We start from the raw sequence: 23,300 nt of genomic DNA, 5'->3' as shown, positions 1-23,300 counted from the left end.
TGTACATATTTTTTCCATCCTTCGGATGGGATTTACCATCTTTTATAATCCTGCCTGTAGGGTAAAAGTCAAACTTCGGGCAAATGGATACGTAATTCCACGTTCCACTTTCACCGAAGACCAACGAAAGATATCATTTGCAACAAGGCCGACACGCAGGCTTGACAGCGCCAATTTTTTCGACAGCGCTTTCCCTACATCATAAGAAAGATTAAGAGACTGTAGGGCAAATAAGTTGTCCGGCATAATAAAACGCGAGGACACTCTTGTCTGTCCCAAATCCTGAATACTTTTGTAAAAGGTAACATCGCCAGGATTTTTCCATTTTTCCTCCAGAACCCTGCTATCCACATTGTAGCGTGGATCGGCATTTTCGACACGGTCTACCAAGGTTTGGTTATAGGTTTTACCTCCTATCCGCGTTTGGAAATAAGCGACCATCATAAATTGCTTATAGCGAAGTGTCCCTCCGAAAAATCCTTCCATTGTTGGTGTAGCTACTCCAACGACATCAATATCCCTTGCATCCCAGTCATACGACAACGTCCCGTCTTTTTTAATAAAAACTTCCTTTCCATTCTCGGGATCGATACCCAAAGAAGGAACGGCATAGATAGCGTCGAGGGATTGCCCTTCTTTATAACGAAGCAAAGGAACAGCCATTAAATCAGTTCCCTGCTGAGCTTCGTCGACACGTTCGTTGTAGCTCTTCAATGCGTTTGAAATACGGACGATTTTATTTCTGTTCCGCACCAAATTCGCCAATAGACTCAGAGTCCATTTTTCGTTTTTAAGGGCAATCCAATTGGCATTGAGCTCAAATCCTTTATTTTCAAGGTCCCCCAGGTTTTCTTTATAAGAGCTAAATCCGGTAGAAGGTGCCAGGTTAATATCAGCCAAGATATCACGGGTTATCTTATGGTAGTAGCGTGGCGAAAGGGTCAGACGATCGTGCCAAAGGCCTAGATCAAGACCAACATCGGTACTTTGGGTCTTTTGCCAGGTCAGGTTTTCATTGCCATAGTTACGCACGATACTTCCCAGCCCCGATGAGTACCAATTGCTTTTATCGTAACTATAGGTTGTCCGCGACATGTAAGGATCGAACTGCACAGATCCCGTCAGCCCCAGTGTTGCACGCAGCCGCAGCTGGCTGACAACATCGTTGGCGAACCATTTCTCCTTGTGCATATTCCAGCCGATACCAGTCGACCAAAATGGTGCGGTGCGCTTATTTGCCCCAAATTTTGAGGAGCCATCAATTCGGACCGTTGCATCCATCAGATAGCGGTTATCATAGGAATAGTTAGCACTTAAAAAAGCTCCAAACAACCTGGAGGCACCCAAACTGCTCGACGGGCTCGCATTCTCAGCATATCCCTTGGCAAATCCTACACTTGTAAACCGATCATTCGGAAATCCGATCGCTTGAAATGAACGCTCGTCATAGCTTTCTGTCCGTATATTGGTTCCCCCCACCACATTGAAGCTATGTTTATCAATCGTACGCATCCAATTGAGACGTATGTTTGCATCCCAGTACAATTCATTGTTTGTATAACTGGTATAACTACCCTTTTCGTCTGTTTGTGCCGTAGGATAGAAATAAAAGTCATTAGCTAAGGGCGAGCGGAAATTATCATCGGTATTCAAACGTTTCAACAAACTTACCTGTCCCCGGAGACGCAGCCCATTACTCAGGTCAAAATCCCCCGAAAAATTGTTCAGCAGTTCGGTATAGCCCAATTTATTGAAGCTATTCAATGTCGCATTATAGAGTGGATTCAAGACGTATTCCCGTTGTGCACTACCTGAGTTTGCAACCCTTGTCCATACATCCGCCTCCTGTATAATATTGCCCTGATCATCTGTCATGCGGTAGTAAGGATTCATTCTTACATAATCCGCAAAATTTCCATAGGGCGATTCACGCCCGTCTACCACGGTTACGGCAAGCTCATTCTGAAATCTAAATTTATCCTTTAGGTTATAACTAAAGTTTAGCCCACCCGAATATTGATTTCTTCCCGATCCCTTCATCACACCGGGTCTGGTCTGATAACGCATGTCTACGCCATAGCGGAAACTTTCCGACCCACCTTCTAGATAGAGACCATGCTTTTGTCCGACCGCGGTCCGTACTGGCTGTGACAGCCAATAGGTGTCAACACCGCCAAGCACATTTGCTAGTTTCTGATAATACAGCTCATCCAATGCATCCTGTGGTTGGCGCTGAATTGTTGCATCATACAACCCAGCCAGTTTTTCATAGGCCAATTTATCAGCAGCATGCAATACATCGTATCCTGTCAAATCCGGCATATTTATATTGCTCTCATGCGTATAAGTCAATTGCAATTTCCCGTCCCTGGGCATCTTAGTCGTTATTACCATCACACCATTGGCCGCTCTCGAGCCATATATGGCTGTAGCAGCAGCGTCTTTCAAGATCGTGACACTTTCAATACGGGTCATATCCAGATCGAGAACCTTCTGTACACTCACTTCGAAACCGTTTAATATAAAAGCCGGCATATTGATAGTTGTAGTGATATTATCCCTCCGCAGCACTTCGTTCCCGCCAGTAGGCAAAGATGAAGATCCGCGCACATTGATATTCGGCAAGGCATTGGGATTGGATCCAGCAAGATTATTATCGAGCAATTTAAACGATGGATCGAATACCTGCATGGCTTGGAGGACGTTTTGCGGATTTACCTGTCGCAGCTCGTCGCCACTTTTCGTAATCGCCGTTCCTGTGTAGGAATCTTTTTTTAGCACTTGGTACCCCGTTACAACGACCTGCTCAAGAGCATTCGCTTCTTCCTCCATCACTACACTGTACTCATCCTTGTTTTCGGCCAAAGCGAGCGTGAAGTTTTTATAGCCAACCCTACTGAATGTAAGCGGTTGCATAGTACCGACAAAAGAAAAATGCCCATCTTTATCGACCACTGCGATGGTATTGCCCACCTGTGAAATATTCACGTCGGAAAGCGGCTTTTGGTCTTTCCCAAGGACTTGTCCACGAATCTGCTTCTGGGATGGTTTTTCTACCTGGGGGAGGCTTTTGGGCTCGGATTTCCGTGAACTGGCTTTCCTTTCGAGAAAAATTGTCTTTGATTCAATCGTGTAGCCGATTTCCTGCTGACTTAAAATTTTATCAAGAAATAATTTAAGGGGCATTTTGTCCGCTTTAATTGAAATTGACTTTGCCGATTCCAATATCTTTTTGGCTCCGAGCACCTCATAGTTCGTCTGAAGTTTGACCGCCTGCAGCACATCCATCAGTGGAACATTGTGCCCGGCATAGGTAACGGTTTGCGCATTTACCTTATGGCCCAGCTGGAGTAAGACAGCAAAAACGAGCCATAAAAGGGGTTTGGTCGCTTGTGAAAAACAACTTAATTTCATTAATTCTAGTTAGTTTAGTTAGGTTAGATTGCAGGATCCACTGATTAGATGAAAGGATCCACTGTCCAATTTGTTAATTCATATCGTTTGGTGAAGTATAATTTTTCGTTCTTTATTGCCCTCCTTTCTGTGCTTTAGGATCATTTTTTTCAATAATGAGTTTCCCATTTTCCGTCAAATGGTACGACAGATCCTGGTCTTTTAATATTTTAAGGATAGTTGATAACTTGCTCGTTCTGAATGTTCCACCGAAAAAGGAAACATTAGGCACATCGCCCTTATACACGACATCTATGGCATACCATTGGGACAGTTCATCCATCACTTGTCGAAGTGATTTTCCGTCAAAATTAAATTTGCCATATACCCAAGCCATTTCTTGTTGTACGTTTACCGGATGTTTGGTCAACTCTGTACCTGTGTTGACAGACTGATCGCCGGGCAATAAGGTTACTTTTTGACTTCCAAGCAGCGTCGTTACCATTACTTTACCTTCTAACAAAGTGGTCTTTGTAGGTACCGATGTCTGATAGGCATTGATATTGAAGTGCGTTCCAAGTACTTGTACTTGCTGGTTTTTGGTATGAACTATAAAAGGCTGATCCTTCTTTTTTGCAACTTCAAAATAAGCCTCTCCACGGAGCGTTACCTCGCGTTTATCTTTAGCGAATACTGTCGGATAAGAAAGTGTCGTCCCGGCATTTAGTTTAACCAGGGTTCCATCGGGCAGAGTGACTTCGTAGATACCACCCCGTGGGGTTTCGATTCTGGCAGACACCGCAGCATTGATCGGTGCAACTTCATGTCCGTCTTCATAGCGTATGCCGCCGCCATCGATAACAACTTGTTTTTCGCCTTTATTCAAAGCATATTGCCTACCGTCCGAGAGTGTGATAACAGCCTGATGGGAAGCTGGAAGCCGATCATTTACAACCTCCCGCTGCGTTTCAACCAGCCGGTTGCTATCCTTATTCCAATACCAAACCACAGAAAGAGCCAGCAGCACACTGGCGGCAGCAACGTAAGGCAATAGACGTTTCAGGAGCCCAGGTCCTTTCTTTGAAGTATGGAAGGAAATTTTAGCTTTTAATGACTCAAAATTACGTCGCGTTTCAAAATCCTGTAGACGCGTATAAGCATCACGCTGCAGCTTCTCATCAAGACAACGTTGATAGATCTGTTTGTTCCTTTCGGATTCCTGTAGCCAACTCTCCAAAAAAAATCGATCTTCGCCTGTTAGCGTTCCCTGCATTTTTTGGAGAATGAGTGCACTGATACGGATGAGTTTTTCTTCTTCTTTAGGATCCATTTTGAGCTATTTCATCTATAGATACCACACCGATTGAAAAAAGTACCAAAAACAATTAAAAAAAAATTAAATTTTCCCAAAAAGAACGATTAATGACAATAGGTAATTAAAGGAATCTCGTCTCAAATGCTGCCGCAGCAGACCCAGGGCACGTAATTTTTGGTTTTTTACCGTCTGAATATTAATCTGCAGTAGATCAGCAATCTCCTGATTACTGTTGCCTTCGAGGTAGCTCAGCTGTATTATTTCCCGTGCTTTGGGTGGAAGTTTTTGAATGGCATCGTAGAGTTCGGCCATTGTTTCGGCATAGACAAGCTCATGCAAATGGGATTTTTGATCCTGTTCCTGCTGCTCCACATAGCTATCGACCCGATTTATCCTTCGCTGCCGGGCAGTCTGCTTATTGAGTCCTACATGGCGGGTGGCCTGATAGAGTGCCGCTTTCAGATGGGATAAACTTTCAAAACTTCGTTTGCTCTGCCATAACCGTATAAATCCCTCCTCGGCAATGTCTTCCGCTTCTTTGCTTTCCTCTACAAAGCTCGATGCATATAAACAAATACGACTGAAATAACGGTTATATACATAAGCGCAAGCGCGCTCCTCCCCATTTAGGAAATCTTCAAGCAGCTCTTTCTCGCTCGTATACTTCATGGGTAGATTCGTTTAGCTAGCGGTTAATCTTTTCGTGGATAAAGATAACTAAAAAGAATGGATACTTCCTATGATTGGCCTATCCCTAAATTCTTCCTACTATTTTTTCAAAATTTCCACTCGTAAACCATAAATTTTTCGGCAAAGCGCATTAAAAACTAAGTAAAATCAATAATATATCCAGAACTAACCACTTACCCTTGTTTGTTTATTAACAATTCCACTAACTTTGAACCGTGGTCTTCTAAAACCAAACCTAATCCGATAAATCAACCTATTCGCAATATGATACCTCGTTCCAAAAAATTCGCTATAAGCACATTTCTCCAATATCTTATTAAGACAATATTATACTTAATTACCTGCTCCACCTACTGCTTTGCGCAGACGGGGCGGTCAGCAGTTCATGAGATACCGAGATCTGTCATTGAACGGGTTCAGACGGCTTCCATAAAGATGTTTGGCATTGACAGTTTGAGCGGACAGCAAAACAGTGCTCCCTTTAGTGGGGTAATTGTCCATTCGGACGGAACAATTCTTACTGTGGCACATGCTACAAGGCCCGGCAATTTCTATCGCGTTATTTTCTCCGACGGAACGCAAGGGATTGCCAAAGCGCTCGGAAGGCTAGTCGTTGATCAACAAAGTAACTTGCCCGATATTGCCATGATGAAAATGCTAGGCCAGGGCCCCTGGCCTTATGCTGAAATGGGCTGGTCGTCATCCATCACTGAAAACCAGCTTTGCTTTGGGCTATCGTATCCCGAAACACTACCTTTCAACATTCCTTTTCTACGGACGGGACGCATTCTAAAGAAATTGGACAACTTTGGGTTTATTCAAAGCAGCAGCATAATGGAACCCGGTGATTCCGGAGGTCCATTATTTGATGCCCTGGGCCGTGTAATCGGTCTTCACAGCCGTATAGATGGTGCTGAAGGCATCAATTTTGAGGTTCCTATAAACAGTTACCGGAGTTATTGGCAGTCGCTGACCAATCCAGTTGTTATCAGCAGTTATCCTGTATCAACCGATTCAATCGGTAAAGATCCTCAGCAAAAAAAACTATTTAAATTGGGGATCAAAAAACCTGCGAAACATCCGAAAACAAATTTTCAGCCCATCCAGATTAGCAGTACATTAGATGGCGACAGCATACTGCTATTAGGTACAGCATTTAATTTGGGAAACAATAAACAGGTCATCTTATCCAAAAGTAGTCTTATTGGCGAAGCACCAATCGTCAAAATAGGTAACAGGATTCATGTATTAAGAATTCTGCTCAGAGACGAAAAAAGCGACTTGGCAGCGCTCGTCAGTGATCATCAATTTCCGTCAGTCGATGTATCGAAGGTAGCCCGGCAAAGTATTTCTGATTCTTTTGTTGGTTTAAACCTGTGGTCGCTTCTTGGAGACGATCAGCGTAAATTCGGTGTACTGGGCATGTCATCCCAAACCTTCCCACGTTTACCTGTTCCCGGAACTTTCGATGCACAAATGCAGGAAATAGAAGGCCTTCCGACCTTAACAAAAGTAGATAGCATGGGTGCCGCAGCCCGGGCTGGACTTCGTGTCGGCGACCGTATGCTTACACTAAATAATCGCGATGTGTCAAGCGCCATCAAAATAAATGCGGTGATGCAGCAATTTTCTGCCGGCGATACGCTGCAGGTTCAATACCGACGTGGAGCTGCAGATCTATACACAAATGTAATTCTTTCTAATTGGCCCGTCAGGGAAAATCCACACCCTGCAAACAATATTCCAAAAGGAAAGTCAGTTCGCAGGGATAATTTTTTGCGTGTATTTCTTCATGACTCACGCATTCATGCCGACGAATGTGGAAGTCCGGTAGTCGATAGCAAAGGTAACTTTATCGGGCTCAATATAGCCCGATTTAGTCATACAGCTTGCCTGGCGATCCCAAGAGATACCATCCTAGCCTTTTTATCCACAGTCGAACACATGCTCTAGCGCAAGAAAAGATAAAGTCATTAGGAAATTTTTAGTACCGTTGCGATACTGTTTTGAACAAAACTATCGGGTATGGAGACCACTAGATCATTATCGAGTTGTTGAAACGCTATACGATCGTTAGTTCCGAGTAACTGTACCTGACCAACTTTTCTCGAATTGGGGGCTAAACGACCCAATGACTTTATTCGGAGCTGCTTTTTGGTCAACGTTCCCATTATAAAAGCGTACATGACATTTCCTTTTGTCGTGAAGCGCACATCATCGCCGGTAAAAGCTTTTCCCTTCCCTTCATTAAAGCCCTGCACATGCAGTGAAGGAGCTTCCTCCTGTGCAGGCCCCTCACCAAAAATATGCCATGGTCTTGTTCCTATGATTGCTTCACTGTGAACTGCCATCCAGCCTCCTATTCCCGTTACGACCTCCTTTGCACGGTCGTCGATGGAACCGTCACCGCGTAATGGTACACTTAACAATAAGTTGCCGTTTTTACTGACGACATCAATCAGCATATGAATTACGGTTTTAGCCGATTTATAGTGATTATTCTCATAAATCCGGCGATCATAGTGCCAAGAACCGATACAGGTACAGGTCTGCCAGGGCTGCGGTTCAATGGTGTTGCTCTGTCCACGTTCAATATCCCATACCAGGCATTTTCGTTGTTGTTCATTCAGGATTTTTCCATTGATTACCACATCAACCTTGCCTTTATTTGCCTGCACGCTTTTATTATAAAAATCGGCTGCGATCTCCAGGCCAACATTGCTTATTGGATAAAGTGGCAGCACCGTATCGTCAAAATAAACGATATCGGGTTTGTAATTGTTGATCAATTCCAGGGTCCGGGCCTTAAAGTTTTCGCAATAGGCCTTTGTTGGCACACTTACCCCTGAATTTACATCCCAATGCCATTGCCGATGAACGGTGTTATCATCCTTACTATCCAAACTAAGCGCATGATCCTGTGCATAAAGCTCCTGCGGATCGTATGCTGCCCACCATTTTCCTGCGCCATCCTTTTTCGTTAGTTTCCCATCATAGGGTATACCGGCAAACTTACCTTCTTTATCACTCCGTTGTGCCGTTTCATACCAGGTCCAGGCATGTGCCGCGTGTACGCTGACACCAAATTTCAGCCCTCTTTTTTTTGCAGCGCTTTCCCAACCCTTTATAATATCTTTCCTGGGGCCAACATTTACACTATTCCATTTATGGTGGCTGCTGCGATAAAGGTCCAGATTATCATGATGATTGGCCAAAGCCATAAAATACTGGGCTCCGGCATTTTGATACAGTTCCATTAACTCTTCCGGATTCCAATTTTCGGCTTTCCACTGATGGATAACATCTTTAAAACCAAACACCGAAGGGTGTCCATATTTTTCGACGTGATAATTATACTGATCGGATCCCTCCTGATACATACCCCGCGCATACCAATCGCCGCGCTCGGGCTGACACTGCGGGCCCCAGTGCGCCCAGACACCAAATTTGGCATCCCTGAACCAATCAGGTACCTGATAATTTTCAAGTGAGCGCCAGTCGGGATGAAAAGGTACTCTTCCCAAATAGGTGTGTGCAGCGCTAAATTTGCCAAGGAAAAGCGTCGGAATAGTTGCACCGAGAAATTTAATTGCTGTTCTTCTGTCCATTATACAATGATCTTCGATCAGAATGCCTCGACACAAATTGCACGACAAAGGCATCCGGTTTATAATTTGTTATCTACTTGAATACCAAAAATACCTGTATTGGATCAGGAAAGAAACTACATAATCGATCAATACTAGTACAATATCGACACAGGATTCTTTTTGTTCAATGGAACAAAAAAAGGTGCCCTAAAAAGGACACCCCACCTAAAACTAACTATGAATAAATAAAAACATCTATTTTCCCAGATCAATTGTTCATGTCGTTCCCTTTCAAATTTTTGTTATTGTCCAGTTCGGCCTGTGGGAAGGGATAATACATGGCTTTTGCCGACCAGCCCGCTTTCTTTAAAGGCTCAAGCCAGGTAGGGTCAGCCATGCCCCAGCGCAAAAGGTCAAAATACCGCTGATATTCTCCCAAAAATTCGACAAATCGTTCATGCACGATAATACTTTTTATAGTATTCAACGCAACACCGTTTTTCACCAAACCTTTTGCAATCAGTCCATCTACGTCGGGAATTGTCCCGTTGGATTTTTGATACCAGAGATGCGGTTGCTCATCGGGGACGATATTATTGGCTCGTTTACGCACAAGATTGATGTATTGCTTTGCTCCAGCGATATCGCCACGTTCGTTAAGGCACTCCGCATAAAGAAGCAGAACATCACTATATCGGAAAATCCGGTCGTTGTTGCCGTTATCAAAATCCGCTATCTGAACATCGGGGCAGTATTTTCTCGTACCATAGAGATCCTTATTGGTCGCCAGATTTTTCATCCAGTCAGTATATGTGCTCACCTTACCGTCCAGCTGAGTAAATTTTGCACCATTCTCGCACCACAGCGTCATAAACTTTCTAGGATCTCCATCTTCAAATTCATCGTGGGCCATTTTATTGGGGGCCAAGTTCCACCAGGCACCACCCGTTCCGTCAAACATTCCGATTTCCTGCCACCGCCATGAACTCGATATATCGTCCCCTAGCCAACCTGGGCCATTGTAAAGTTGCACCTCGAAAACCGATTCTTGATTATTCTCTTTCTTTTCCAAAAAATTATCGCTGTATGCGGACATCAACTGATATTCCTTGCTATCAATAACGCTTTTCAATTGAATCTCGGCATTTGCAAAATCCGCTGGCTGTCCTTTTGCCAAAATCGGTTTGTACAGGTAGGTTTTAGCCAAGTAAGCCTGTGCTGCACCTTTGGTTGCCCGACCGATCATTTTACTGTCGGCATAGAGTGCTGTCCGCGTTGGCAACAATTCCGATGCCCTCTTAAAGTCATCCACGATTAGGGCATATACGGCCCCCGCCTGTGCATTGCCGGGATAGTAATCTTCGTTGGTCTCGACAGGTTTATTGATCAGCGGAATGGTTTCGCCAAACAACATGCTCAGGTGCAAATAGTTCAGTGCTCTCAAAAAATACGCTTCCCCCAAGAGTCTATTCTTTCTATTTTGATCTATTTCGCCTTCAAATTTCTGAATCCGATCGATGGCTAAATTAGCCGCAAACACCCCGTTCCAAAAATCTCTCCAGGTCTGGGCTGCCATCCCATCGCTCGCAGGGGTATTGTAGGTATCCTGATACATGGGTTCCCATTTGAAGGTATGATTATAATCATCCCCAGGAGCCAAGAGCTCGAAATACAAACTGCGCGCATATCCACCCTGTGTGCGGCCGATTAACGCTTGGTAGGCCGGTATGACCGAATTTTCCAATTGATCTGCTGTTTTATAATAGGTGTCTGTCGACAATTCCTGCGGGTTGGAGAGATCCAGATTCGGTTTGCAGCTTGAAAACTGTATCAGCAATGCAGCAGCTGCGAGTTTTATATATTTTCTATTCATGATGTCAATAAGGGATTAGAATGTAAATTGAATACCCATAAAATACTCTCTTGAATTTGGAAAGCTCAACCCCCAAGGCGTTTGCCCATCGATACCACGGCTTAGATTGGAGCGTGTATCGCCCGAGCCCACTTCCGGATCATACCCCGAATACTTGGTAAAGGTCAGCAGGTTTTTTGCGCCAACATAAAACCGCAGCCTATCGATCTTCCAGCGCTCAAGCCTAGGACTAGAAAAACTGTAACCAATGTTGAGTACTTTAAGCCGCAGGTAAGAGCCATCCTCCACAAACCTGTTTGATGCCCTTAAATTTTGATTGGGATCGCCGAGTACAGCGCGCGGAATAGTAGTATCTGTATTTTTTGGATAGACCGTAGTTTCACCAGATACCGGATTTTTGAAGACAAGCTCCTCCGCACGATAACGATCCAGAGTCGATGCAAAATTATTGTAGTAATGGTACATTCCCTCGCCCCAGTAGCGGCTATTGTTGTAGATGTCGTTTCCTTTGCTTCCCTGCCACATCATCGACAGATCAAACGTGCCAATCGAACTGCTGTAGTTTACATCAGCGTTGAAGCCGTAACTAAAATCAGGTATTGGGCTTCCCAAAAAATCCTTATCCTGATCATTTAAAATCTTGTCCCCGTTTCGGTCATTAAATCTTACATCCCCCAGTGACGCATTAGGTGCAAAAGCTTTATCGGCATCCAATTGTGCCTGGCTGGTATACAAACCGTTTGTCGTATAGCCCCAAAATTCGCCCACCGAACGGCCGACGGCTGTCCTGGTGACGTTTTCACCGCCTGGAGAGATGCTTCCCCACAAAATTTCATTATTGTTCCCCAGGCTCAGGACGCGGTTTTTTACAAAAGAGATATTAGCTCCGACATGGTAACTAAAATTACCTACTTTATCTTTGTATGATGCCAATATATCCCAACCTCGGTTGCGTATACTGCCGGCATTCAGCACTGGAAAGTTGTTAACATATCCTGCGGTGAACGAAATGGGTACATTGATCAACATGTCCTCAGTCTTTTTATTATAATAATCGACCGTCAGGGCCAATTTATGTTCAAACAGTTCCAGATCGAGACCAAGGTCAGTTGAATACTGGCTTTCCCATTTTACATTTGGATTGTAAGGAGTCTGCGGCAAAGCCCCCGTAACCATAACATTGTTCAAATAATACCAGACGTGGTCGAAACTAACCGTCCGTTGATATTGATATTGCGCTATATCCGAATTACCCAGAAGACCATAACTGCCTCGGAGCTTCAATTCGCTGATTGCAGGAAACGCTTTCATAAAGGATTCCTGGCTGATGCGCCAGCCTGCAGATACCGAAGGGAAATTTCCATAGCGGTATTGATTACTGAAGTTGGCCGATCCATCCCGCCGCATGTTAAAGGTCAACAGGTAACGATTGTCATAATTATAGTTGATACGCCCCAGCATGGAATACATGGCCGACTGTCCCACACCTGACCCCACAAGACGGGAACTCGCCAGGGATGCCGAATTAAGGATCAAAACATCCGGACTCGGCAAACCACGGGCCCCAGCATTGACAGCATTATACCGGGATTCTTCTGAAGTGATTCCCGCCAAAGCCGAAATCGCATGCTTACCAAAGTTATTTTCATAAGTCAGCGTGTTTTCAAATAACCAGCGGTTATTCTGACTGCTGGAAATATTGAGTTCATCCGGATTATGGTTCTGATATTGTCCGACAGAGTAGTTACCTATATACCCCTCATTCCGCACCCGGCTAAGGTCGATCCCCATATTAAATTTGTAAACCAGGCCTTTTATAATCTCATAAGTAGCCCAGGCATTGCCGTTTACCGAAAAGTTGTCATTGACGTTTTTATTGAGGTATGCATTTGCCAATGCACTCTGAACATCCGTTCCATTGCCAGCTCCGGCAAAACCAGTGCTGCTGTTGGCATCGTAGAGCGGTAATGTCGAGGACCACTTTTGCGCATCGATGATATTTTTGTCGCTCCAGTTGCGGCGGGTGTAACCTAGGGAAAGGGTTTCGCCTATCTTGAGTTTTCCTTTGGTAAAATCAGAGATAAATTGGGCGCCATAATACTTATTTTTATCTTGAATAATAATGGATTTGTCTGTCGCATAGATACCGCTAAGCCGAAAATTGGCGTTTTGAGATCCGCCGGAAACCGAGAGATTATGCCGTTGATAATTGCCCGTCTGCAGCAATTCGTCCATCATATTATACCCGTGCCCGATGTCGGAGGGTTTAGACAGCGCGGCCAGATAATCTTTGCGCGAAGGATCCTTATTGTACATTTCCTCATTAATCAATTCGGCCAGTTGCTGTCCGTTCAGCAGAGGTATATTATGGGAAATATTTTTGATGCCGGCGAAGGCATTATAATCGAGCTTCACCTCTCCGGCTTTACCCCGTTTTGTGGTGACCAAAATAACGCCATTGGCCCCACGGGAACCATAGATGGCACTTGATGCGGCATCTTTCAAAACCTGAATGCTGGCAATATTATTTTCATCCGGCATAGCTCCGCCGATCATCCCATCCACGACATAGAGCGGATCGGTTCCGTTAATGGATCCAACGCCACGGATACGGATAGCGCCATTGGTTACCTGCACTCCAGGCACGGCGCTCTGAAGCGTAGCAATTGTACCACCAGGTACTTTCACCAGATCTTTGGTGTCCACAACAGCGATGGAAGAGGTCAGATCGACCTTCTTCTGTTTACCATAGCCTACCACCACAACTTCATCCACGGCAATTTCTGCGGCAACAAGTGGTATACTGATTTCCGAAGAATTACCGATTACATATTCTGCCTGATTATAACCCACATTGGATACAATAAGGACTTCTCCCGGATTGAGCTTGAGTACAAATTCGCCTTTCTCGTTTGTTGAAGTACTGAGGGTTTTGTCCTTCACTTTGATCGACGCCCCAATAATTGGTTTTCCTTGATCACTGATGATCTTTCCATGGATCACTTTTTCCTGAGCAGACAGTCGTCCAATGGACATTAACATGGAAGCCATTAACAACCACTTCACTTTCCTATTCCTTTCTTTAGGAAAACAAAAGAAAGAAGACACATAATTTCTGTTCATAATCTTTATTTAAGATAAATGTCTTTTTGCCCCTTGAGGCGAGTACTTGGTTATTTATTTATACAAATTGGTTATTTATTACTTATATGCTAACTGTGTGTGCTCACCGCTATGTGCTATCAGGTCACATATTAAGCTCGTTTCAACAGGCGGCATCCCTTAAAAATTCACTATTGCATTTACTCGATCATTTATTTAAAATGAACTGGCTTTTCGCCAATTGGTTACAAAGCAAAGCTATTGCTTTCAACAAAATCGCTTTGCAACGAATATTTAAAAGAAGGGTAAAAATGTTTAAAAGCTCTTATCGAAGACGGATGCCATTACTTTACGATATCGATCCAGAACCTGTCTTGAGACCAAAACAGAAAACCTATTGGGAGATCATTTTGAGAGATCTATTGAAATGCGGTGATCAGGTCGCCAAGCGAAAACAGTTTAACGCAAAAAAAAGCAATATTAATTTATAATCTTTTGAAGAAATATTAAAAATATTTTACATCTTTGAATTGACTTATGCAATCGATTGAATTAGCCATTTAACGCATATTTTGGATAGTTTATCCGACCTATTTTTTAAAGAAAAAACCAAACTTAATGGAATATTTTTCGCTATTGAAACACCATTCCGATGAAATCATCAAATTCATCGCTAATTGCGGTATATTTTCCTTACTTCTCAAAAATGGTAAGGTGATCCATTTTATACCGGACGACCCGGATCATTTTACCGAATGGCTCCATAGGAAAGGCATCAAAAATATTAAAAAATCACAATCTGTCGCTACTGAGGAGGAAATAGCCGTATAAGCGAATAACGAATGTTCACAATCCTAGGTAAAAGGAAGTTTCTTATCGACCAAAAATAGTACAATATTAACCAATTGAACCCTTACCCTCATTCCAGTGTATGAATGGCCAGTATTAAACTTCGCATGTCCTGCTGAATAGAACGTATGGTCGCCTGCAATTCATTGTGCATATTGGCCAGATCGTGCAGTTCCTGGGCAGCAAAAGTTCCACCATTCTTAAAATAAAGCTGCAGCAGGGGACTATCCGGTTCATCGTCCAAACCATATTGCAGCCAGCGCTGCCGCATTGTTTCTATCAATGACGAGTTTTCAGCGTTGCTAAAGTTTTTCTCGGATAAAATCCCCCAAACTGAGCTTGGGTAGACCTGCGCCTTATTATTTTGATACCAAATACTTTCAAGCATATTACGTTGCAGCTGCATCTTGACCTTTTTGCCTTTTGGGTTCAGTGTCATAAATCCCAATACCGCCGTACCGACCCCGCCAGCGATGCTCAATCCATTGTTGAGTCCATCATTTTTGACCGTGGTCGCCGTCACCGCTGTCACCGCTCCCAGAAGTATAGAAGCCACCGTCAAACGCGTCTGCGTTTTCGCATTCAGTTCGTCTATATATCCTGCGAGCTTATCGATACGCTCACCGTTACAGTCTAACTCTGCTGCAATGGCATTCAGTTCTGTCTCAAACAGCATGTACCTTTCGGTCATCTTTTGCCTTGCCGCCAATTTCAGCGTAGCATTATTCGCAGTCCCCAAATACTGGATAATGGGTTCTGCCAGATTGAGGTATTTGATCAGCACAAAATCATGGTAAGAAAAAATTTTCCTTATCTGAATACTGTCCGAGGCAGTGATTTCCTGTATTGGAATTGATGTATAGGCCACATTTGGCACACAGTAGTTTGTTGTCAACGTATGTACCTGAACATTGTTGATCAAGGTCGAACAGGCTGTCAACAGCAATACGGACAAAAAGAGAAAGGATCTGATCGTTAGAAGAATTATTTTCATTATCTGAGGTTATGCCTTATTTTTTACAACAATAACCTTTTCAGAATGTTTTTGCCCCCCCTTATTTACTTTTTTGGAAAACAAAAAGCAGGCCCTATATTTTTTTGAAAATCCGCACAACAGGTCGATCACTCCATATTTTTTTAATATATTTAAAATGAAAACAGGAACCCATTGTAGACAGATACAATGCGGGTGCAAAATATACGAGCCTAGCAACATCAAAAGACCATTTATGAACAAAACCCTTTTTCGTAACCTATTTATTGTATTATCCTTCGTTGTGATACTCTTGCCCATTTACCCATCTATTCGGTCGTATTTCAGCAAAACATGTATTATTGAAAAATATGGAGTCAATTACAATGGGCAACGCAAAAAGCTGGGACTGCATCCTCTTCCAGCTAGCTGGGGCAGAAGAAATCTCGATTCGTGCATCATTTGGTATAATCCGAGCGGTAATACAGGACATCGCTGGAAAAACATCTATTTTAAAGGCTGCAGCATCAAAAAAGAACTCGATCTTTTTGCTTTCGGATATGATGCCGAAAAAAGACAATATACCAAGGTATTGGAAGTAACGACAGATTATGATTTACAGGAGAAAGTGTTGGATATCCGTTATAAAGTGCTGACCGCATCATACAATAAACAAATCGAAAAAGCAGAAGCTGACTCATTGATCAGCACTTTAGCGCTAAATGACTCCAAGTAATCCATCATCAGTAAACTTTCGATAAAAAACGGCATTGAACAATGTTCAATACCGTTTTTTATGGACATATCATTTTTACTTCCAGATACGAAGTCTTTCAAATTCACCATAACCTAACTGGTTGTTACCGGCAATCTGATAAAGTCCAACGCGCAGTCTTTTGCCGTTCAAATCGGGGCGTAGAAACGGTGTTCCGGGAAGATCCTTCCAATCCATGCCATCTCCCGAGCAACGCAAAAAGAAATAATTACCGATCTTCTGAACCTGAAGGTAGGGCGAAAAATTTAGGCCGGTTCCTGTATTCTCTTCCTGAAAAATCTGTGGGCCGATGCTCCGCGAAAGATTGCCCAGGTTCCATCCCGTCAAAATACAATTGGTGATGTAGGCATCCTTACTATCCATGCGTTGAATCATGATACCGGCTTCATTTGATGTGCGTACTTTACGGGCTAAGCCTGCCACATCGCTTACCTTAACCTCTAGCGTGAAATCTCCCTCCAGCTCTTTATAAACAAAGGGGGCAAGAAGGTCTGCATCACCCCATTTTGTATTTTTAGACTGGATTTTCCAGGTTCCATTCAAGTAGGAAAGCGCTGTCTGCGTACTGTCGGTTCTTTCACTATATTGATAACCATCCCAGAAAGGAATTTTCTGATCCTTGGCCGAATAGCTTTCATTGTGTGCTGACTGTACCAATTGTGGCTTTTGCACCAAAATCCCTTCCACTACCGGCTTACTGACATGGCCAAAGGCATCCTTCGCCAGAACTTCGATAGATTTTCCAGATTCGAATGATTTAAAGAGATGGTAAGACTGTTGCTTCCAGCCTGAGCTCTCACCCTCAGAACGGAATAGATACCACATTCCCGGCTGTTTTTCGACCTGTGCAAATACCTGATCGGCATTGATCAGGTGCGGTGGAGAAAGCACCTGCGGAACATACCCGTCCAGCCCATTGGCCAAGCCAGCCTTCCACTGACTGAACTTCGCGGTTACCTCATCCGATGTTAAGGTGCCAGAATAGGCGCGAAAGAAATAAAATGGATAAGTCAGTTCGATGCTAGTCTTATTTACCCGCAGCAATTTGTCAGAAAACACCCGCTTTTCAGCCTTCCCATTGCGATAAAAGCGCTTTTTTCCTTTATCATACACAAACACAGCATGCTGCCAGGCAGCGCCATCGTACCAGTCAAAACCCAGCGTATACTGTTGCTGTCGGAGAATGTCTGTTAACGCCGCACTTTCAAAAGCCTTACCTTTCAATGCCAATCTATTTCCCGCTACCATGACCTCCGCATCGTCAAGCGTCACTAAGGTATCCATTGCTGTTCCTTGGTTCCGCAAAGTGCTGAGCTTTCCGAGATTTAAATCGTCAGTTTGCAGCGCAAAGAAATCCGATTTCGGGACTTCATTGGCCAAACTGGCCACTTCCTCCTCATCCAAGCTCGTATTATATACCTGCAAACTGGATACATAGCCCGAAAAATGTTGATCCAGCACATCCGAAGCCCCTAGGACAAAAACATCCCCGGGCCTGACAAACAGCATCCTATTTTCCTTGCGCTGCAGCTTTCCGTCCACATAAATAGACTCCTTATAGCCGTCAAAAGAAAATACAATATGATGCCATACATTTGCGCCCGGAACCGATGCATACCCCAAATCAGGCCAGGAGCCATGCGTGATGGCCCCACGTCCGGAATCTGTACCATAACCAAAAATCGCTTTACTGAGATCCTGCTGCCCCGACGACCAGGCAACCAACGGTTCAAACCGGGCAATGTCCGGATTATTAACCCATAGCGCAATACTATAAGAACTATTTGCAGCCAACGACTGTGGCACAGCGAAAGTCGAGCGCAACGCGGTAGCTCCATCAAAGAAGAATGCCTTTTTACCCTGATAATTTTTAACGGCCAAGGCATGTTCTGTACGGAACATCCCCCCGAGTAGCCCTTTATTCTGAATACCTTTTACCTGTTGCCCCTCCTGGTAATTGGCCGCATCGATATGGATTAAATTACCCAATGTTATTTCCTTGACGGGCATCGTTTGTGCTGCAGACCACAGCGTCTGTTGCGCAAGCTTTTGTGCATACACTTTCATGTTCCAAACGCCACGAGGAAGTCCATTCACTTGCGTGTTCAATACATGTAATCTAACATATCTTGCCATAGCTTTGCCGTGTTCAACAATAGGACTTGCCCAACGGTCATTATTCGAGCGATCTACAAAGCTTTTCCAGACAAGACCATCCACAGAAGTTTCGAGTCGATATTGATAGGCATAAGTTGGGTATTCAAACTGAATGGATATGGTCTGTATATCCAGCTTCTTACCCAGATCAATAGTTACCCAGGCCGGTCCTTGATTATTTTTGGCCCGCCATAGTGTTCCATTGTTGTTGTCGACTAAGAATGCAGGCCTAAAATCTGCGTTGTAGTAAGAGGAGGCCTGCACCGTTTTCCCAAAAGCCAAATCGACTGGCCCTGTAACTGTTGGAAGCAAATCTGGCACACCAGCATGTGTGGGCCGCACCTGCTCAATATCGCCGTCAGGCCTAAAGAATAGCTCGTCCATGGCAACCTGACGATGGAATCCGCCCCCAGCATGTGGATTGTTATGCCTGTGATAGACGATGAAATAACGATTATCCTGTTCAAGAATACTATGGTGTCCCGGACCGTGAATACTGCCATCCTCGTTTGTAATCAATATTGGATTGGTCGATGGATATTCAAAAGGTCCCATCGGACCGATTTTACTTTTAACATATTGCACGCGATAAGTACCATCTTCACAATGCCCCGAGGAGTACATCAGGTAATAGATACCCTTACGCTTAAACATATAGGGCGCCTCAAAAAAGTCCTTTGCCACCGTATTGGGAATCAATGCTGTCTTTTCGAACGTTTTCATATCCCTGTTGAGTATTCCCACCGCACATCCATGATCGGGGTAGATTCCCCAGGTTCCCCAAAATAGATAAATACGGCCATCATCATCCCGAAAGGTTTGCCCGTCCAGAGTAATTACGCCTGGAATCATATAATTAGGGATCATCGATTTGCCTTCGGCTACCAAAGGTTCCCAGGGTCCCGTTGGGCTGTCGGCCACTGCCCCAAAAATTTCTACAGGCTGACTATAATAGAGGTAATATCGTCCGTCGTATCCCTGCGTCATATCAGGAGCCCAGTACCAGTGTGTATTGGGCCAGTTCATGGGTTGAATGGTCCAGTTCTTAAAATCCCTGGATGTCCATACCTGTGATGGCCCTGCTCCCCAGCCATTACCATCGGTGGTCGCATAGATATAATACGTATCCGCAATTTTCTTGATGCTCGGGTCCGCAAAATACCCGGGCAGCAGTGGATTCAATACATTAGGCTGTTGGTAGGGTTTCAACGACTGTGCCACCAGCCCTGTAAGCGACATAACCAGTACAGCCAAAATAGCGAAAGAAAAATAATGTTTCATGATAACACAAAGTTTACAGGTACATAAAAAACGATATCGCCATTCAATTGACTTTATAACAAATAAAATCTACGATAAATGTCTATTTAACATTAAATTTATAACTTCGATCATCGCATTACAAATTTTGAGGGCTAATAGGTTAAAAATGGGCTATTGAAGGTTAAAATCTACCCATAAATCGAGGGTACAATCCTTCATCTTTGTAAGAACAATGATCTTCGGCGTATTAAATGAGCAATAACATGTCAAAAATGAATCTTAAAAAAAGCTATTGGATCCTATTTGCGCTCGTATGCACACAGTTGCCAAGCAGCGTATATAGTCAACAGGACGAACACCCCGTATGGAAAGCAGTCAAAGCACAGCAAGCCACTTTAGGTGTTGAAGAGGGTGCCAAAAGCTTTACCCTCAAAAACCTCCATGTAGCTATCCTCAATGCATCGCAGACGCTATCTTCTTTTCGCCCCAACGGCGGCGAAAAAGATTTTGACTATACACCTGTTGAGCTCCTGAGCAAAAGAGACCGCAATAAGTTTTTTCATATCGGTGATATCAATATCAGTTTGCGCCGTCAGGGTGATACCCCCTGGACTTCCTACTCATCGGCGGCAGACCGTAAGCATGTCATCCCGATAAATCCGGCGAAAAACGATCTTGCAAGTGCAGATATCAGCCCTACGCTCAACAATATTCCGTTGAAGGTTGTACGCAGCTGGCGAGATGACGGAGGCGATCTGATCCTGAGTTTTGAGGTTTCAAATCCCAACGATTATCCCATCGAAATCGGCGCGCTGGGTATCCCACTTCCCTTCAACAACAACATGGATTGGAAAAATCTCGATCAGGCACATGCACAGAATGTCTTTTTCGATCCCTATATCGGCCAAGATGCGGGTTATCTACAGGTCAACCGCCTACATGGCAATGGGCCGAGTCTGTTGGTATTGCCCTATAAAAATGCAGGCTTTGAAGCCTACAATCCGCTCAATACAGACCCTACCCCCCGAAGTATTACCTTTGAGGGATTTCATGAATGGATGATCCACAGTAAGGCCTATGCCGAGACTGATTGGAAAGGCGTAGAACAATGGAATACACCGACTTCTACCCTCTTGAAGCCACATGAATCAAAGACCTTTGCCTTAAAATTTGTCCTCGCACCAAGTATCCGGCAAATTGAATCGGAGTTATTGAAAAACAATAGGCCTGTCGCTGTTGGACTTCCCGGATATGTTGTCCCCATGGACAATCCCGCCAAACTCTTTGTTAAGCACAACAAAGCGGTCAAAAGTGTCAGTGTCTATCCCGAAGGTGCATTGACCCTGACAAAAAAAGGAAGCACAGCTCAGCAATGGACCGAATACGAAGTGAAGGGCAACCGTTGGGGACGTGCACGGCTTACCATCAACTACAGGGATGGCATTACGCAGACGATCCACTATAAAGTAATCAAATCCGAAAAAGAAGTTGTACGGGATCTGGGCCATTTCCTCACCACCAAGCAGTGGTATGAAAATGACAAGGATCTCTTTGGCCGTTCACCATCTGTCATATCCTATGACTATGAAGAACAGCAGCCCATCACCCAAAATAGGAGCGCCTGGTTTGCAGGCCTCAGCGATGAAGCCGGAGCAGCAAGCTGGCTTGCCGCCCTGATGAAACAAGTACTGCAGCCCGATCAACAGGAAATAGCCAAATTGAAACGTTTTGTCAATGAGACCCTATACGGTCATATCCAGCATAAAGAAGGCGACAAGAAATATGGTGTTGTCAAAAGCCTTTTTTATTATGAACCAGATTCAATGCCAGCCGGTACCTACCGTTCGGATATCAACTGGAAAACCTGGTCTGCCTGGCCCAAAAAGGAAGCCGATGACATTGGACGATCCTACAATTATCCACATGTTGCGGCAGCACATTGGGTGATGTACAGGCTCGCCCGCAACTACAACAATCTGGTCAATGAGGAAACCTGGGACAAGTACCTCGAACGGGCTTACCAGACCAGTATCGCCATGGTCGAAAAAGCGCCTTATTACGCGCAGTTCGGTCAAATGGAAGGCAGTATCTTCCTTATCGTCCTCAATGATCTCCGTAAGGAAGGATTAACAACGATGGCCGACAAGCTTGAAGCCGCCATGCGCAAGCGAGCAGAGCATTGGAAAACCCTCAATTATCCATTCGGGAGTGAGATGCCATGGGATTCTACAGGTCAGGAAGAGGTATACCTCTGGTCGCGCTTTTTCGGCTTCGACGAAAAAGCTCAAGTGACGCTCAATGCCATCATTGCTTACATGCCTACCGTGCCGCACTGGGGTTACAATGGCAGTGCACGTCGTTATTGGGATTTTGTCTATGGCGGCAAGCTCTCCCGTATCGAGCGGCAGCTGCACCATTATGGTTCGGCCCTCAATGCCATTCCTGTCCTTACAGCTTATCGCGACCATCCGGACGACTTCTACCTGCTCCGTATCGGACATGCAGGTATGATGGGGGCCTTGGCCAATGTCACAGCCGACGGCTTTGGCCCGGGAGCGTTCCACTCCTACCCGTCCACACTAGCCAATGACGGCATCTCGGGCGATTATGGAACCGGCTTTTATGGTTATGCCGTAAATTCGGGGACCTACATTGTCGAACATCCCGAATTTGGCTGGCTGGCTTTCAGCGGTAATCTAAAAACCGAAAAACAACAGGTCAAGGTTGCCCTGACTACAGCCTCCAAGGGACGTGTCTTCCTGGCAAAAGAAAATCTTTGGTTGACCACAGATGCCGGAGAAATTGCCGAATTGCACTACGATCAAAAAGACCGCAGCGTCACCCTGATCTTTAATAATGAGGCAAAACAAAATAGCGCGAATATTCTGCTCAATGTAAATCCCGAAAGCCATTATGAGGTGGAAGGAATAAACAAAGATCCGTTGAATCGCTATGTAATACCCCTATCAACAAAAACAGTAAAATTGAAAAAGCTGAAGTAGAAAAGAATGCAGACAATGGCCTACTAAAACATGGGCTATATCTTCGCCAGCCTCCATGCTAGAAACACAAGCGATTATAAGACTTCAAAAAGCGGGCTTTCATTTACATGGAAGCCCGCTTTGGTTTCGTAGCAGCAGCGCAGTTCAATTTATTTAAAAAATAATCTACTAAATTTATAGACTTTATTTTTTATTCCCTATATTTGCTTATCGTATTCAATCAACTAAACTTTTTTAACATTTAAGATCCCTTATGAAAAATCAACAATTCCACATTGCATCCATGCGAATGTGTTGCTAACAAAAAACTACAGTGTT

At 44.2% G+C, this 23,300-nt stretch carries 12 protein-coding genes; 4 read left to right on the top strand and 8 right to left on the bottom strand.

Annotation, left to right across the window (positions count from 1 at the left end; all coding sequences use genetic code 11):
• Positions 1-42: 42 nt before the first annotated feature.
• From HS960_RS01600 to HS960_RS01590, 3 genes are all read right to left on the bottom strand, one after another.
• The gene (locus HS960_RS01600; RefSeq protein ID WP_228280171.1) at positions 43-3,414 is read right to left on the bottom strand and encodes a SusC/RagA family TonB-linked outer membrane protein; all 3,372 of its coding nucleotides are present in this window, start codon (positions 3,412-3,414) and stop codon (positions 43-45) included.
• A gap of 112 nt (positions 3,415-3,526) precedes the next feature.
• Entirely contained in the window at positions 3,527-4,723 is a 1,197-nt protein-coding gene (locus HS960_RS01595; RefSeq protein WP_182331107.1) for a FecR family protein, read from the bottom strand.
• 66 nt (positions 4,724-4,789) lie between these two features.
• Positions 4,790-5,377 carry an RNA polymerase sigma factor gene (locus HS960_RS01590; RefSeq protein ID WP_153846251.1) on the bottom strand — a complete coding sequence of 196 codons (588 nt, stop codon included), beginning with the start codon at positions 5,375-5,377 and terminating at the stop codon, positions 4,790-4,792.
• A 285-nt stretch (positions 5,378-5,662) separates the two neighbouring features.
• Between HS960_RS01590 and HS960_RS01585 the strand changes: the two genes are divergently transcribed.
• Positions 5,663-7,351 carry a trypsin-like peptidase domain-containing protein gene (locus HS960_RS01585; RefSeq protein WP_159727898.1) on the top strand — a complete coding sequence of 563 codons (1,689 nt, stop codon included), beginning with the start codon at positions 5,663-5,665 and terminating at the stop codon, positions 7,349-7,351.
• Positions 7,352-7,371: 20 nt separating this feature from the next.
• On the opposite strand, the gene HS960_RS01580 is transcribed toward HS960_RS01585, so the two are convergent.
• The 3 genes from HS960_RS01580 to HS960_RS01570 form a co-directional block, all read right to left on the bottom strand.
• The gene (locus HS960_RS01580) at positions 7,372-9,006 is read right to left on the bottom strand and encodes an alpha-L-fucosidase (protein ID WP_153846253.1); all 1,635 of its coding nucleotides are present in this window, start codon (positions 9,004-9,006) and stop codon (positions 7,372-7,374) included.
• A gap of 250 nt (positions 9,007-9,256) precedes the next feature.
• The gene (locus tag HS960_RS01575) at positions 9,257-10,861 is read right to left on the bottom strand and encodes a RagB/SusD family nutrient uptake outer membrane protein (RefSeq protein ID WP_153846254.1); all 1,605 of its coding nucleotides are present in this window, start codon (positions 10,859-10,861) and stop codon (positions 9,257-9,259) included.
• 15 nt (positions 10,862-10,876) lie between these two features.
• The gene (locus HS960_RS01570) at positions 10,877-13,984 is read right to left on the bottom strand and encodes a SusC/RagA family TonB-linked outer membrane protein (RefSeq protein WP_182331106.1); all 3,108 of its coding nucleotides are present in this window, start codon (positions 13,982-13,984) and stop codon (positions 10,877-10,879) included.
• Between the two features lie 597 nt (positions 13,985-14,581).
• Between HS960_RS01570 and HS960_RS01565 the strand changes: the two genes are divergently transcribed.
• Positions 14,582-14,794 (top strand): hypothetical protein, encoded by a 213-nt coding sequence (locus HS960_RS01565; protein ID WP_153846256.1) that lies wholly within the window; start codon positions 14,582-14,584, stop codon positions 14,792-14,794.
• 88 nt (positions 14,795-14,882) lie between these two features.
• On the opposite strand, the gene HS960_RS01560 is transcribed toward HS960_RS01565, so the two are convergent.
• Positions 14,883-15,806 carry a hypothetical protein gene (locus HS960_RS01560; RefSeq protein ID WP_153846257.1) on the bottom strand — a complete coding sequence of 308 codons (924 nt, stop codon included), beginning with the start codon at positions 15,804-15,806 and terminating at the stop codon, positions 14,883-14,885.
• Positions 15,807-16,041: 235 nt separating this feature from the next.
• Here HS960_RS01560 and HS960_RS01555 point away from each other — a divergent pair, with 235 nt between their 5' ends.
• Entirely contained in the window at positions 16,042-16,521 is a 480-nt protein-coding gene (locus HS960_RS01555; RefSeq protein WP_153846258.1) for a hypothetical protein, read from the top strand.
• Between the two features lie 75 nt (positions 16,522-16,596).
• Here HS960_RS01555 and HS960_RS01550 read toward each other — a convergent pair whose 3' ends face one another.
• A complete protein-coding gene (locus tag HS960_RS01550; protein WP_153846259.1) occupies positions 16,597-19,998 on the bottom strand; it encodes a family 43 glycosylhydrolase in 3,402 nt (1,133 codons plus the stop codon).
• A 254-nt stretch (positions 19,999-20,252) separates the two neighbouring features.
• Here HS960_RS01550 and HS960_RS01545 point away from each other — a divergent pair, with 254 nt between their 5' ends.
• Entirely contained in the window at positions 20,253-22,982 is a 2,730-nt protein-coding gene (locus HS960_RS01545) for a DUF5695 domain-containing protein (RefSeq protein ID WP_200845570.1), read from the top strand.
• The last annotated feature ends 318 nt before the right edge of the window (positions 22,983-23,300 follow it).

The organism is Sphingobacterium paramultivorum, from assembly GCF_014109745.1.
GTDB classification, from domain to species: Bacteria; Bacteroidota; Bacteroidia; order Sphingobacteriales; family Sphingobacteriaceae; genus Sphingobacterium; species Sphingobacterium paramultivorum.
Note: the sequence above shows the minus strand (reverse complement) of the source record. Positions and strands in the feature narration are given on the sequence as shown.

What these genes read in the sequence shown, in the direction of transcription:
- HS960_RS01555 (WP_153846258.1), top strand. Translation starts at nt 16,042, where the DNA reads ATGAACAAAACCCTTTTTCGTAACCTATTTATTGTATTATCCTTCGTT.
- HS960_RS01595 (WP_182331107.1), bottom strand. Translation starts at nt 4,723, where the DNA reads ATGGATCCTAAAGAAGAAGAAAAACTCATCCGTATCAGTGCACTCATT.
- HS960_RS01545 (WP_200845570.1), top strand. Translation starts at nt 20,253, where the DNA reads ATGAATCTTAAAAAAAGCTATTGGATCCTATTTGCGCTCGTATGCACA.
- HS960_RS01550 (WP_153846259.1), bottom strand. Translation starts at nt 19,998, where the DNA reads ATGAAACATTATTTTTCTTTCGCTATTTTGGCTGTACTGGTTATGTCG.
- HS960_RS01570 (WP_182331106.1), bottom strand. Translation starts at nt 13,984, where the DNA reads ATGAACAGAAATTATGTGTCTTCTTTCTTTTGTTTTCCTAAAGAAAGG.
- HS960_RS01590 (WP_153846251.1), bottom strand. Translation starts at nt 5,377, where the DNA reads ATGAAGTATACGAGCGAGAAAGAGCTGCTTGAAGATTTCCTAAATGGG.
- HS960_RS01560 (WP_153846257.1), bottom strand. Translation starts at nt 15,806, where the DNA reads ATGAAAATAATTCTTCTAACGATCAGATCCTTTCTCTTTTTGTCCGTA.
- HS960_RS01575 (WP_153846254.1), bottom strand. Translation starts at nt 10,861, where the DNA reads ATGAATAGAAAATATATAAAACTCGCAGCTGCTGCATTGCTGATACAG.
- HS960_RS01600 (WP_228280171.1), bottom strand. Translation starts at nt 3,414, where the DNA reads ATGAAATTAAGTTGTTTTTCACAAGCGACCAAACCCCTTTTATGGCTC.
- HS960_RS01565 (WP_153846256.1), top strand. Translation starts at nt 14,582, where the DNA reads ATGGAATATTTTTCGCTATTGAAACACCATTCCGATGAAATCATCAAA.
- HS960_RS01585 (WP_159727898.1), top strand. Translation starts at nt 5,663, where the DNA reads ATGATACCTCGTTCCAAAAAATTCGCTATAAGCACATTTCTCCAATAT.
- HS960_RS01580 (WP_153846253.1), bottom strand. Translation starts at nt 9,006, where the DNA reads ATGGACAGAAGAACAGCAATTAAATTTCTCGGTGCAACTATTCCGACG.